The sequence below is a fragment of the Solidesulfovibrio sp. genome (genome assembly GCF_029978005.1).
Taxonomy (GTDB): Bacteria; Desulfobacterota; Desulfovibrionia; order Desulfovibrionales; family Desulfovibrionaceae; genus Solidesulfovibrio.
In genome coordinates, this window is the sequence record NZ_JARKOZ010000050.1 from 1 (window position 1) to 13,547 (window position 13,547).

At 66.5% G+C, this 13,547-nt stretch carries 10 protein-coding genes; 5 read left to right on the plus strand and 5 right to left on the minus strand.

What is annotated here, in order from left to right; all coding sequences use genetic code 11:
- On the plus strand, window positions 1–249 hold a 249-nt coding region (locus tag Q1K70_RS05840), incomplete at its 5' end, for a hypothetical protein (RefSeq protein ID WP_300156818.1).
- A gap of 137 nt (window positions 250–386) precedes the next feature.
- On the opposite strand, the gene Q1K70_RS05845 is transcribed toward Q1K70_RS05840, so the two are convergent.
- Window positions 387–3,293, minus strand: a complete 2,907-nt coding sequence (locus tag Q1K70_RS05845; RefSeq protein ID WP_300156820.1) for an insulinase family protein — start codon at window positions 3,291–3,293, stop codon at window positions 387–389.
- Window positions 3,294–3,639: 346 nt separating this feature from the next.
- Between Q1K70_RS05845 and Q1K70_RS05850 the strand changes: the two genes are divergently transcribed.
- Window positions 3,640–4,677, plus strand: a complete 1,038-nt coding sequence (locus tag Q1K70_RS05850; protein WP_300156822.1) for an OmpA family protein — start codon at window positions 3,640–3,642, stop codon at window positions 4,675–4,677.
- Window positions 4,678–4,753: 76 nt separating this feature from the next.
- Window positions 4,754–5,707 carry a LysM domain-containing protein gene (locus Q1K70_RS05855; RefSeq protein WP_300156823.1) on the plus strand — a complete coding sequence of 318 codons (954 nt, stop codon included), beginning with the start codon at window positions 4,754–4,756 and terminating at the stop codon, window positions 5,705–5,707.
- A gap of 276 nt (window positions 5,708–5,983) precedes the next feature.
- Here Q1K70_RS05855 and Q1K70_RS05860 read toward each other — a convergent pair whose 3' ends face one another.
- From Q1K70_RS05860 to rimO, 4 genes are all read right to left on the minus strand, one after another.
- Complete coding sequence (locus Q1K70_RS05860) at window positions 5,984–6,862, minus strand: fumarylacetoacetate hydrolase family protein (protein ID WP_300156825.1); 879 nt, start codon at window positions 6,860–6,862, stop codon at window positions 5,984–5,986.
- A gap of 274 nt (window positions 6,863–7,136) precedes the next feature.
- A complete protein-coding gene (gene sppA, locus Q1K70_RS05865) occupies window positions 7,137–8,069 on the minus strand; it encodes a signal peptide peptidase SppA (RefSeq protein ID WP_300156827.1) in 933 nt (310 codons plus the stop codon).
- Window positions 8,056–9,786, minus strand: a complete 1,731-nt coding sequence (locus tag Q1K70_RS05870; protein ID WP_300156829.1) for a 30S ribosomal protein S1 — start codon at window positions 9,784–9,786, stop codon at window positions 8,056–8,058. Before Q1K70_RS05870 ends, sppA begins: the two co-directional genes overlap by 14 nt.
- 138 nt (window positions 9,787–9,924) lie before the next feature.
- Window positions 9,925–11,223: a 30S ribosomal protein S12 methylthiotransferase RimO gene (gene rimO / locus Q1K70_RS05875; protein WP_300156831.1), complete on the minus strand. Its 1,299-nt coding sequence runs from the start codon at window positions 11,221–11,223 to the stop codon at window positions 9,925–9,927.
- A 96-nt stretch (window positions 11,224–11,319) separates the two neighbouring features.
- Between rimO and Q1K70_RS05880 the strand changes: the two genes are divergently transcribed.
- Together Q1K70_RS05880 and Q1K70_RS05885 are read left to right on the plus strand one after the other, a co-directional pair.
- Window positions 11,320–12,801, plus strand: a complete 1,482-nt coding sequence (locus Q1K70_RS05880) for an ATP-binding protein (RefSeq protein ID WP_300156833.1) — start codon at window positions 11,320–11,322, stop codon at window positions 12,799–12,801.
- Window positions 12,801–13,430, plus strand: a complete 630-nt coding sequence (locus tag Q1K70_RS05885) for an XTP/dITP diphosphatase (RefSeq protein ID WP_300156834.1) — start codon at window positions 12,801–12,803, stop codon at window positions 13,428–13,430. Before Q1K70_RS05880 ends, Q1K70_RS05885 begins: the two co-directional genes overlap by 1 nt.
- The last annotated feature ends 117 nt before the right edge of the window (window positions 13,431–13,547 follow it).

A 13,547-nucleotide genomic window follows, 5' to 3' on the forward strand; every position in this document is an offset into this window, starting at 1 on the left:
CCGCAACTGCTTTTTTCCGGGCGGCTCGTGCCGTCCGCATGGGAAATTGATTTAATGATAATGAGTCTCATTGTCAACATCATTTATTCATCCCGCCTCTCCGAGGCCGCCCGTCCCTCCGCATTCCCGCGCCCTTACACCGCATCCCAAAGCAAAAAAATCCACCCCCTTCGCCCCGAAGGGGCGACGGCCTGGGGGCGGAATTTCGCCCCCATCTTCGGTCCGCCAACGGCGACCGCACCCAGGTGACCGCAGCCACCCCCGCCAAACCACGCCGGACGGGGGGACCGGGGGGGATGATCCCCCCCGGTGGGGTTCGGGGCAAAGCCCCGATTCGTCCAGGGCAACGCCCTGACGCGAGCAGGGCAGCGCCCTGCAAAGCCCCGCTACAGCACGTCGGTGCGGGTCATGTCCGGGACGGTGAGCGCGTCCAGGGACGAAGCCGGGCCGAGGACGACGATGGCCGGGGATTCGGCCGCCTTGGCCAGGGCCTGGCCGAATTCGCGGAACCGGGCCTTGGTCGCGCCGAGGACCTGGGCGCGGGTGGTGGCCCGGATCTCGGGCGTTTCGCCCACGAGCCGGCGCACCATGGCCACGTGGCCCTTGGCGTCGGGCAGCATGTGGCTGTCGATGTCGCCGATGGCCCCGACCACGGCCCGGGTCATTTCGTCGTCGTGGAGGTCGGCGTCCATGAGGTAGCGGCCGGCGGCGCGGAAGGCTTCGATGGTGGCCTCGGTGTTGGGGTCGCGGTAGGAGACGAACACGGCCTGTCCGGCGATGCGGTCCAGGGAGCAGAACGCGCCGTAGGCTCCGCCCCGCACGCGCACGCGCTCCCAGAGGTAGGCCATGCGCAGGTAGCGGGCGGCCACGAGGTCGGCTCCGTCGAAGCTCCAGCCTGTGCCGTTCAGGTCCAGGCCCACGCCCACGTAGTGCACCTGGGCCGGGATGGGCACGCCTTCGTTGGCGGGCATGGCCAGGCGCGTCCAGGCCTGCGGCCGGGGCGTGGCGTCGGGCAGGTCGTCCAGGAGTCCGGCCACGGCGGTTTCCAGGCCGTCCAGGTCGGCCGGCGAGGCGGTCAGCCCCACCACGGCGTTGTTGCGGGTCAGCACCACGTCGCGCAGGGTTTCCAGGTCGCGGCGCACGCCGTCGTAGTCCGTCTCGATGCGGGCGGTCAGACCGCGCAGGTATTCGAGCTGGGCGATGCCACGCAGGCGTTCGGCCAGGTTGCCGGCCAGGGTGTAGCGGGCGCGCAACCTGGCTCCGGCCGTGGCGTGGCCGGCCGGGGCCATGCGGCGTTCCAGACGGGAGCGGGCTTCCAGGGCCATCTGGGCGAAGCGCTCCTTGTTGCCGAAATCGGTGCCGCCAAGGATCTCGCGCAGGATGTCGAGGAATTCCCCGGTCTTTTCCACGGTGGCCTTGCCGCGAAGGACGAGCCTTGCCGCCGCGTCGTCCGGGCCGTCGCCGTAGCGGGAGGCGACCAGGGCCTCGCGGGAGATGCCGCCGGTCTTGGCGGCGATGCGCCGGGTCAGCGTGATGGCGTCGCTTTTGTCCGTGCCGAGTTCCAGAAGGGCCCGGCCGAAGAGCGGCAGCAGGGGCACGAGGCCGTCCGGCACGCCGGCCAGGGGAAAGGCCAGATCGAGGTAGGCGATGCCGGCCGTCTCCAGGGGGTGGACGTACAGCGCGACCTGGCCCCGGTCGTAGGCCCGCTGGGGAATGGGCGTCTCGGCCTCGGGCAGGTCCTTGAGGGAAAGGCTGGGGATCTTGGCCAGATCCTCGGGGGCGTCCGGGGTTTCCTGGAGGCGGCGCAGCTCCTCCTGGCCGTCGATGACGGCCTGGCGGGCGGCCTCGTCGAGGCCGGCGGCGATGTCGGCCAGCTCCTTTTTCTCCTCGGCCAGCCGTTTGGCGTCGAGTTCGGTGTCGGGAGTCAGCACCAGGGTCACCCGGTGGGGGTTGTCGAGGAGCCAGGTCCGGATGGCCTCTTCCAGGACGCGCTCGCCGGCGGCCAGACGCTCCTTGAGGCGGGCCAGGGGCCCGGAGAAGCGCAGGGGGGCCAGGGGATCGCCGTCGTGGAGCCAGGTGGCGAGCGCGCGCAGCATCATGGACAGCCCGCGCGGGAACGAGCCGGTGTTGTTCTCGCGAAGCGCGAATTCCAGGGCGTTGACCCCTGCCTCCACGGCGTCGGCGGGCAGGCCCGAATCGACCAGCCAGGTCAGCGCGCCGTGAATGACGCGCTCGACGTCGGCCGCGGTCCCGGGCTTGATGCCCTTTAAGCCCACGGAGAAGAACATCTGGCGCAGTTCGGTCTCCAACCCCGTGCCGGCCAGGTCCTCGCCCAGGCCGCTGTCGAGGAGGGCCTTGCGCAGGGGCGAGGTAGGCAGGCCGATGAGCACGTGCTCCAGCACGTCGAACACCAGCGCCCGGTCCTGATCCTCGGTGTCCGGGAGCAGCCAGTTGACGGTGACGAAGGCGCGGTCGGCCTGGCCCGGTGCGGCGGCGTAGGGCATCTCCTTCGCTGCCGGGGCTTCGAAGGGCTTCTGGAGCGCGACGTGCGAATCCACGGGCCGGGCGTCGAAGCGGTCGAAATAGTCGCCGAGGATGCGCAGGCGCTCGTCGGGGTCGTCGTCGCCGGAGAAGAAGGCCCGGGCGTTGGAAGGATGGTAGTAGGTTTCGTGGAAGGCCTTGAACTCCTCGTAGGTGAGGGCCGGGATGACCCTGGGGTCGCCGCCGGAATCCAGGCCGTAGGCGGTGTCCGGGAAGAGCAGACGCTGGGAGAATTCGCCGAGCACGGAATCGGGCGAGGAATAGACGCCCTTCATCTCGTTGAAGACCACGCCGCTGCGGATGAGTTCGCCGGCGTCGGTGAATTCGTAGTGCCATCCCTCCTGCTTGAAGATGTGCGGCGGAATGCGCGGGAAAAACACGGCGTCGAGGTACACGTCGACCAGGTTGTAGAAGTCCCGGAGGTTGGCCGAGGCCACGGGATAGCAGGTCTTGTCCGGGTAGGTGAAGGCGTTGAGGAAGGTCTGGAGCGACCCCTTGAGCAGTTCGACGAAGGGTTCCTTGACCGGGTACTTGCGCGAGCCGCAGAGCACGGAATGCTCCAGGATGTGGGGCACGCCGGTGGAATTGGCGGGCGGGGTACGGAAGGAGACGCCGAAGACCTTGTTGGCGTCGTCGAGGCTCAGCGAGAGGACCTGCGCCCCGGTGCGGTCGTGGCGGCTAAGGACAGCCCTGGCGGCGTATTCGGCGAGGTCCTCGTCGCGAAGGACCGTGAACCCGTATTTGCTTCCCATTGTGACTCCTGGTTTTTTTCAATGCCGCGGCGCGTTTTGGCGCGGACATTTTTTTTCTACACATTCGGGAGATTTTTGCTAGAGTGGACCCGTGTCCGGTCAAGGGTCCCGACCGGGTTGGCAGGGGAGAAGAAGCGCATCCACTTGCGCTTGCTTGCAAAAAGCACTATATCTTTAACCGGAGAACAGAGGGACCTCGCGGAGACGCTTGCTTTCGTTAATGATTTCAGGCGATTTTGCGAGGTGGGTCGTCTTCTCCCAATGTGGGGGCGGCCGGCCCGTTGACGATTGAAGAGGGTGTTTTTTTGGCAAGGGTGAATCCATTCACTGCTCCGAGGAGGGAGTTATGAACAAGAAACTTCAAGTGTTGCTGGTGGCTGTGGTCGCCCTGCTGCTGGGCTTCAGCGGCCCGGCCATGGCGAAGAAGCAGGTGCCGAAGGTCGACAACTTCATTTACTTCATCGACCATTCGAGCTCCATGGCTTTCTCGTACAAGGGTCAGCGCTACGTGCAGTTCGGTGGCGTCTCCAAGATCATGATGGCCAAGTCCCTGGCCCGTGAGCTGAACAAGATGACCCCCGAACTGGGCTACAAGGCCGGCCTGTACACCTTCGCTCCGTACAAGGAGTACGCCCCGATGGCTCCCTACAGCCAGGCCACCATGGCTGCCGCCATCGAAAAGATCCAGACGGACTACAGCGTCTACGGCCGCATGACCCCGATGGGCAAGGGCCTGGAAGATCTGGACAAGCTGCCCATCTCCACCCTGTCCGGCAAGACCGGCGTGTTCATCTTCTCTGACGGCGACTCCAACTGCGGCGTCGACCCCGTCGCGGTCGCCCAGTCCCTGAAGGCGAAGTACGGCGACAACCTGTGCTTCTACATCGTCGACCTGTCCGACAGCAAGCATGGCCAGCAGGTGCTGAAGGCCATCGCCGCCATGGGCAAGTGCAACTGCATCGAGCTCGGCGAAGAGCTGCTCCGCAACGAGGCCGCCCGCGAGAAGTTCCTCGAGTGCGCCCTGTACGAGTGGATCGAAGACGAAATCGTCGTCTTCCGCAGCATCTACTTCGACTTCGACAAGTACAACATCAAGCCGGAATTCGTGCCCGTTCTTGAGGAAGGCACCGCCATCATCAAGTCCAAGCCCGGCATGAAGGTGATCCTCGAAGGTCACACCGACAGCATCGGTACCGAGCAGTACAACATGAAGCTTGGTCAGCGCCGCGCCGACTCCGTCAAGGCCTTCTTCGTGAAGAAGGGCATCGACGCCAGCCGCATCGAGACCATCAGCTTCGGCGAATCCGATCCGGTCGCCACCAACAAGACCGCTCAGGGCCGCGCCCTGAACCGCCGGTGCGTGATCAAGTTCAAGAGCATGTAAGCGGGACGGTTCGCCGTCTCCCTGGCCAGACGCCCCCCCGGGGGCGTCTGGCCTTGTATTTTTCACGGAGTGCCTGATGCCAAGCGCAAAAACCCTCGTCGTTTTCGCCTTCCTCCTGTTGGCCGTTCCCGGTTCCGCCTGGGCCGGACTCAATGTCTACCGGGCCGACGGACCGGCTCCCAAGCTCCAGATCGAAGAGCCCAAGCCCCTGGAATACAAGGTTGCGAAGGGCGACTCCGTGGCTACGATCGCCAAGAAATTTTCCGTGACGGCCAAGGACCTCATGGCCGCCAACGGCCTGGCCGACGCCAAAAAGCTCAAGGCCGGCCAGACGCTGAAGATCCCCGGCAAAGCCGCCCCCATCCCGGACGCCAAGGCTCCGGCGGCGAGCGCCGCCGCACCGGCAGCCGTCTCGGCCGCCGCTCCACAGGCGGCCGCCAAGGCCGCGCCCGAGCCCAAGACGGCCGCGGTCGCCCAGGTGGAGGAAAAGGCCGACGCCTCGGCCAGAAAGGCCGCCAAGCGCGGCGAAGTCCTCGATCCGGGCGTTGACGACTCCACCCCGGCCAAGGGCAAGAAAGGCAAGAAGGGCAAGTTCGAGCCCGCGCCCGTGGCCGCGCCGACCATCGATGTGGACGACAAGATGCGCGCCTCCTTCGGCAAGACCGGCGTCATCTCCAACAGCACCAACGTGCCGCAGAACATCCGCGACGAATTCCTGACCTACGCCCGCAAATGGGTGGACGAACTCGACCGTCTGGGCGTCGGCACCGTGACCAACAAGAAGATCAAGCAGGTCGGCGACCATTGGGAAGCCACCTACCGCGTCATCATCCGCGAGTCCCTGGGCGCGGAGGTCAAGCGCGTGGAATACGACCATACGCCCTATGTGGGCCACATCACGTATTTGCAGCGCGTCTACACCTGCGAGGCCCCGACCAAGCAGGCGGCCCTGGCCGGCCCGTTCACGTCCAAGGACGAGGCCATCCGGGAAATCTTCAGCTACTCCGCCAAGAACAAGGCCTGGCGCTAGCCGGCCGCGATCAAAAGCACGAACGCCCTCCGGCATCCGCCGGAGGGCGTTTTGTTTTGGAGGGTGCGAGAAGCGCGCAGGGGCTTAGTTTTGGAAGTTCGGCAGCAGAACGAAGGGTGAAGCCCGTCCTCGGACAACGGCCCTTTCACGGCGTCCTGGACGCGAAAAGCCCAGTGTTGCGTCCCTGAAAAAAACGATAGTATTTTTCCAGAAAAATATAACACCTAAAAGAAGTTGTCCGCGAAATACGCATGCCCGCATTTCGCGGACGCGGCACTAGCCGGGACAGCCGGCATCCGTGACCGGGTTTCGCAGCACGCCGTAGCCTTCGAGCTCCACTTCCACCACGTCGCCGGGTTTGAGGTAACGCGGCGGGTTCAGGGCAAAGCCGACGCCCGAGGGCGTGCCCGTGACGATGACGTCGCCCGGGCACAGGGTCATGGCTTCGGAAAGCGTGGCGATCAGCACGTCGATGCCGAAAAGCATGTCCGTGGTGGCGGCCTCCTGCATGATCTCGCCGTTGACGGCCGTGGTCAGGCGCAGGCCGCGCGCTCCGGGCGGCAATTCGTCAACGGTGCAAAGCTCCGGCCCGAACGCGCCGGTCCTGTCGAAATTCTTGCCCAGAAACCACTGGCTGGTGCGGAACTGGTAATCGCGCACCGAGGCCTCGTTGAAAAGGGCGTACCCTGCCACGCTGGCCAGCGCGGCCTCGCGGGGGATGTTGCGGCCGCCGATGCCGATCACCACGGCCACCTCGCCTTCGTAGTCGAGCATGTGCGAGACGGCCGGGCGCTCGATGGGCTCGTCGTGGGCGACAAGGGTCGAGGCCGTGCGGGCGAAGAACACGGGATGCTCGGGCAGGTTTCGCGGATCGACCTCGATGGCGTGGTCCACGTAGTTGAGCCCCACGCACAGGATCTTGCCCGGATCCGGCACCGGCGGCAGGAGACGCACGGCGGAAAACCGCGACTGGCAGTCCGGCCCGGCGCGCATGGCGGCGTCGCAGGCGGCCTGCAAGCCGGAATCACCCAGGACGAGCAGGGCTTTCATGTTGCGGGGAAGTTCAGGAGCGGCCAGGGCCAGATCGACGAGCACATCACCCAGGCGTACGCCGATGCGCGGTTGCGCGTCATGCAAAAACGTGACGAGACGCATGCGACCTCCCGTACTCTTCGCTTCCACACTAGAAGGCGGAAGCGGCCGGCGTCAAGGACGCGACACGCTCCCGGGCATGACGGTCAGGCAAGAAAAGACGTGATGCAGGCGGCAGGGACCACCTGCCAGGAATGATCCAGTCCTGACGTCCGTCGTCCAGCCCTTGTCTCGCGAAGAATGCGGAACCGAGAGGGAATGTTCATGCGGCGCCTGCGTCCGTCGTTGGAGGCGACGCGGAGCAGGTCGTCGGGCGAGGGGGCGGCGCGGTCGCCGGTCAGGGCAGGCGCACGCCGTCCGGCGTGTCGCCGAGGCCGGACAGGAGCCAGGAGAGCACGGACGCCTTGAGGTCGGCGGCACGGGTGGAGGAGGAAAAGAGCTCGGACAGGCCGCCGCCCTTCTTGGGGCCCTTAAGCAGCGGCACGTCGCCGGTCAGGCCGGTCTGCTCCTTGAGGTAGTCGATGGCGTCTTCCTGGCCGCCCAGGACGTCCACGAGGCCCAGTTCCTTGGCCCGCGCGCCGGTCATGGCCCGGCCGTCGGCGATGGCCGTGACCGCTTCGGGCGTGAGCTTGCGCTCCCGGGCCACGTCGCCGGAAAACTGCTTGTTGAGGTCGTTTATGAGCCCTTCCAGGTAGGCGCGTTGTTCGGGTGTGAGCGGCTTGAAGGGGCTGCCGGCGTCTTTGAGGCGGCCCGTGGTCAGGGATTCGAAGCTGACGCCGAGCTTTTGCAGCAGTTCGGTCACGTTGGCCATCTGGGACATGACGCCGATGCTTCCGGTGATGGTGCCGGGATTGGAGAAGATGCGGCCGGCCGGGCAGGCGGCGTAGTAGCCGCCGGAGGCGGCCACGGCGGAGAACGAGGCCACCACGGGCTTCACACGGCCGAGCTTTTTCACGGCCATGTAGATCTCCTGGGACGGGCCGAAGGCTCCGCCAGGGGAGTTGATGCGCAGCACCACGCCCTTGACGGAATCGTCCTCGCGCAGCTCACGCAGGAACTTCACGGTCTTCTCGGACTCGGTGATGGTCCCTTCGATGCGCACCAGGCCGAAACGGGACGAGGAAACGCCCGGGAACCGGCCGATGCCCCCGTCGCTCCAAACGCCGACGGCGGCCGCGACCCCCACCACGAGGATCACGGCCGCCACGGCGATGCAAAGCCCGAACAGGCCGGGCCTTCTCTGGGCAAAGGACTGGTTAGCGCTGGGCATCCTCTTCCAACTTCTGGCGCAGCAGTTCGCCGAGGTTGCTGCCCGTGTCCGAAGGTCCGGCGGTGCGGAACTCCTTGGACTTGCGCTTTTCCTCCTCGTCCTTGATGGACTTGATGGAAAGGCCCAGGCGGCGCTCGTCGGCGCTGACGTGGATGACCTTGGCTTCGATCTCGTCCCCTTCCTTGTACAGCTCGGCCGGGGTCTTGACCTTCTTGCGGCTGATCTCGGAGACGTGGACCAGGCCCTCGATGCCCTCCTCGACCTCGACGAAGAGGCCGAAGTCGGTGATGTTGGTCACCGTGCCCTTGACCATGGCACCGACCGGGTAGGTGTCGGGCACGCGGGTCCAGGGATCTTCGGAGAGCTGCTTGATGCCGAGGGTGAACTTCTCGTTTTCCTTGTCCACGGTGAGGACCTTGGCCATGACGGTGTCGCCGCTCTTGAACATCTCGCCGGGGTGGCGGACCTTCTTGGTCCAGGAGATGTCGGAGACGTGGATCAGGCCGTCGATGCCGTCCTCGATGCCGATGAAGATGCCGAATTCGGTGATGTTTTTCACCGAACCCTCAAGGATGGTGCCCTCGGGGTACTTCTCGGCCACGATGTCCCAGGGGTTGGGCCGCACCTGCTTCATGCCGAGCGAGATGCGCTTCTTGTCCGGATCGACGGACAAAACCACCACCTCGACCTCGTCGCCCACGTGGACCATCTGGCTCGGGTGGCGCAGCTTGCGGGTCCAGGACATCTCGGAGATGTGCACCAGCCCTTCGACGCCGGCCTCGAGCTCCACGAACGCGCCGTAATCGACCAGGTTGGTCACCTTGCCGGACAGGCGCGTGCCTTCGGGGTACTTGCCGGCGATGTTCTCCCAGGGGTCGGACACGAGCTGCTTCATGCCAAGCGACACCTTCTGCTTCTCCTGGTCGAAGGACAGGACCTTGAGTTGCAGTTCGTCGCCCAGGTGCACCAACTCCTTGGGATGCTTGATGCGCTTCCAGGACATGTCGGTGATGTGCATGAGGCCGTCGAGGCCGCCGAGGTCGACGAACACGCCGTACTCGGTGATGTTCTTCACGCGTCCGGTCACGACCTGGCCTTCCTCGAGGGTCTTGAGGAGGTCCTTGCGCATGGAGTCGCGCCGTTCCTCGAGGAGCACGCGCCGCGACACGATGACGTTGCTGCGGCGGCGGTTGATCTTGAGCACGCGGAACTCGAACTCCTGGCCGACCAGGGCGTCCATGTCAGGCACGGGCCGCAGATCGACGTGGGAGCCGGGCAGGAAGGCTTCGACGCCGCCCAGGTCCACGGTGTAGCCGCCCTTGATGCGGCGCACGATCCGACCGGTGATGACGTCATCCTTTTCCTGGATTTCCTCGAGCTTATCAAAAAGCTGCATGCGCTTGGCCCGCTCGCGGGACAAGTGGATGGTGCCTTCGGATTCGTTCTTGGAGACGACGTAGACGTCGATCTGGTCCCCGACGCGCACTTCGAGTTCGCCAGCGGCGTCAAGGAATTCGTTGAGGGAGATCTGGCCTTCGGACTTGAAGTTGACGTCCACCAGGACGTGCTCCTTGCCGATGCGGACCACGACGCCCTGAGTAATGGAGCCTTCTTCCAGGTCGCCGAAATCCTCATTGAGGTAGTTTTCCAGCGCGGCTTCGAAGTTGACTTCCATTTCCATGTTAGGGTTGTTTTTCATTTCCGGGGTTTTGTCCATGAGTTGACCTCCAACGCGATCTATCCCTGTAAAAAGGATTTTTGGTCGTAGCAGAAAGCCCGGAAGGGCACAACCATTATATCCCGACCGTTTTGGCCTGCGCCGTCGCGCCCGCCGCGCCGGGCGCGAAACGCCCGGTCAGGCCAGGGCCACCAAATCGTACTCCTTGGCTTCCTCGATGGTCGCCGCGATCATCTTCCCCGGCACGACGCCCGGGCCGCTCACGTAGGTCACGCCGTCGATCTCCGGGGCCTGGAACCAGCAGCGGCCCACGTGCAGCCCAGGCCATTCGCCGTGGGGCGCGTCCACCAGCACCTCCTGGTCCGTGCCGACGTAGCCTTCCATGATGTCCGCGCTGATCTCGCGCTGGGCGGCCATGACCGCCTCCACGCGCCGATCCTTGACGTCGCGGCGCACCTGCCCGCCCATGGACGCGGCCGGCGTGCCCTCCTCGCGGTGGTAGGGGAAAACGCCCAGGTGATGCAGCCGGGAGCGGGCCACGAAATCGAGCAGGGCCTGGAAATGTTCCTTCTTCTCGCCGGGCAGGCCCACGATGAAGGTCGAGCGCAGGGCGGCCTGGGGGAAATGCCGGCGCACCCGCTCCACCACGGCATCGGCGGCCGCCGCCTTGGGCCGGGCCATGGCCGCCAGCATGTCCGGGTGCACGTGCTGGAAGGGAATGTCGAAATACGGCACGAAAGGCCGGCCGGCCCCGGCCAGGAAGGACAAAAGCGAATCGGTCACCCCGGACGGATAGAGATAGAGCAGCCGCAGCCACTTGAGCCCGGAAAGGGGCAAGAGCCTCTCCAGAAGTCCCTTGAGCCCCTCCTTGAGCCCCAGGTCCCGGCCGTAGGCCGTCACGTCCTGGGCCACCACCACGAGCTCCGACGCGCCGCGCCCGAGCAGTCCCCGGGCCTCCTCCACCACCGCCTCCATGGGCCGGCTGACGAGCGGACCCCGGATGGAGGGGATGGTGCAGTAGCGGCAGGCGTGGTCGCAGCCTTCGGCGATTTTGAGATAAGCGTAGGACGGCGGCGTGCTGGCCAGCCGGCCCGTGGGCGCGGCCGGCGACGCGCCGAGGGCCTCGGCCAGCCGGACGGGAATGACGTCGAGTTCCGACGGCAGGCCCCAGACGTCCACTTCGGGCAGGCCCTGGCGCAGCTCCTCGCCGAACCGGGCCGGCAGGCAGCCCATGACCGCGAGCTTGGGACGCGGCGAAAGCTCCCGCAGCGCCTCGGCCGTCTCCAGGATGGCGGCCACGGACTCCTCCACGGCCGGGGCGATGAAGGAGCAGGTGTTGATGACCACCAGGTCGGCCTTCTCGGGGGAATCCACCATTTCGTGGGCGAACGGCAGGCCGCCCAGGGCGGTTTCGGTGTCCACGCGGTTTTTCGGGCAGCCAAGGCTTACGGCGTGCACACGGCAGGTCTTTGCCATAGATCGATGTTCCATCCTTGCGGGCAGTCTTGCCCCGGGCTACCATGGGAGCCTGCCGATGGCAAAAGCGCCGGCAGCGGCCGGCCCGGAGGAGCCATGGACCACGCCCTCGATTCGCAGACCCGCCTGTGTCTTTTCGGCGACGGTCCGTCCCTGCTCGACTGCTTCGAACAACTGCGCCAGGCCGGCGTCAACGGCCCGGGCGACAATCTGGCCGGCGCGCCCCTGTCCGCCGCCCCGGCCGCCCCGGACAACGGCGGCGGCCTTGCCGCCACCGCCGCGCGCGAAGCCCGGGAAATGGGCATCGCCTGGCACGACGATCCGGCCGCCATGCTCGACGCGGCCGCGCCGGGCCTGCTTTTCTGCCTCACTCCCGGCGCGGCCCCGCCCTGCCCGCTGCCTCCGGGCTGGCGGCTCTACACCTACGAGGACGCCGGCCCGTTGCTGGGGCTGCTCGTGCGCGCCGCCTGCCCCGGCGCCTGCCGGCCGGACATGGCCCGGGCCAGACGGCTTTTGTCCACCGTGCTCGACCACATGGACGAAGAGATCGCCCTGCTCGGCCCCGACGGCCGGCTGTGCGACGCCAACGCCCGGCTGACGGCGCGGCTGGGCCACTCCCGGGAAGAACTGGCCGGCCTCGCCGCCGGAGACGCCTTCCCCGAATTCCCGGACCTGGACGCGCCAGGCCCAGACGGACGGCCCCCGGTGCGCCAGGCCCTGGCCGCCGGCCGCAAGGCCGACCGCGAAAGCTCGCGCATCGACAGACGGGGCCGGCTGCGCTATTTCCGCACCACCTTCTACCCCGCCCCGGGCCAGGACGGACGCCTCGACCACATCGCCGTGGTGCGCCGCGACGTCACCCAGGACGTCTTCCTGGAACGCCGCCTGCAAAAATCCGAACGCCTGGCCGCCATCGGCGAACTGTCCATGTTCATCTCCCACGAGATCCGAAACCCGCTCTTCGCCATCGCCGGCTTCGCCAACGCCCTGCTGCGGGCCAAGGACCTGGGCGAGGCCAGCCGGGAAAAAGCCGCCATCATCCTCAAGGAATCCAAACGGCTCGACGACATCCTCAAAGACATCGTCAACTTCTCGCGCCCCACCCAGTCCAAGCCCGGCGAGGCCGACCTGGCCGATGTGGCCAGGCGCACCACGGCGCTCATGCGCCACGCCCTGGAAGCGCAAGGCATCGCCGTATCCCTTGACCTCTCGCCCGACGCGCCCATGGCCCGGGGCGACCCCGAAACCCTGACCCAATGCCTCGTCAATTTCCTCAAAAACGCCATGGAAGCCATGCCCGCCGGTGGCCACGTCACCGTGTCCACGGGGCTGCGCCACGGCCTGGTCAACCTCTCCGTGGCCGACGACGGCCCGGGCATCCCCCCGGACATCCTGCGAAACGTCTTCAACCCCTTCTTCACCACCCGCGACAAACGGGCCGGCCTGGGGCTGGCCATGACCAAAAAAATCGTCGAAGACCTGGGCGGCACGGTGGAAATCGAAAGTACGCCAGGTCGCGGCGTCGTCGCCACGCTCTGCCTGCCGCCCTATCTCGAACTCGCCCCCGAGGAGGCATGATGGCCCAACCGTCCGAAAACGCGCCGCAAGAGGTGGTCCTCGCCACCAGAAACGCCGGAAAAATCAAGGAATTAAACGTCCTGCTCGCCCCCTTGGGCGTGCGCGTCGCCGGCCTCGACGCCTACCCGGAAATCGGCGACATCCCCGAAACCGGCGAAACCTTTCTCGAAAACGCCCGCATCAAGGCCCGGGCCGTTTGTCGGGCCACCGGGCGCGTCAGCCTCGCCGACGACTCCGGCCTGTGCGTGGACGCCCTGTCCGGCGCGCCCGGCGTCTACTCCGCCCGCTTCTCCGGCGAACATGCCACCGACGAAGCCAACAACGCCAAACTCCTGGCCGCGCTGGCCCACGTGCCCGAACGCGACCGCACCTGCCGGTTCGTCTCCGTCGTCGTGGCCGCCAGCCCCGACGACCGGGAACTCGTGGCCGAAGGGACCTGGGAAGGCCGCGTCACCCTCAAAGCCGCCGGCGCCGGCGGCTTCGGCTACGACCCTCTCTTTCTCGACCCCGAAGCCGGCAAAACGGCCGCCGAACTCACCGCAGCCGAAAAAAACAGCCGCAGCCACCGCGGCAAGGCCCTGGCCAGCCTCGTGGCCCGGTGGAAAGACGGCTGGACCGAGGCAGAGTAGACGAAGGGCGCGGCCGGAGGCTGGAAGGTGGAAGATGAAGATGCCTCCGGCGGCCGGGGGGGATGATCCCCCCCGGACCCCCACGATGGGCGATGCGGAAAATGGGTAAGCGGGTGG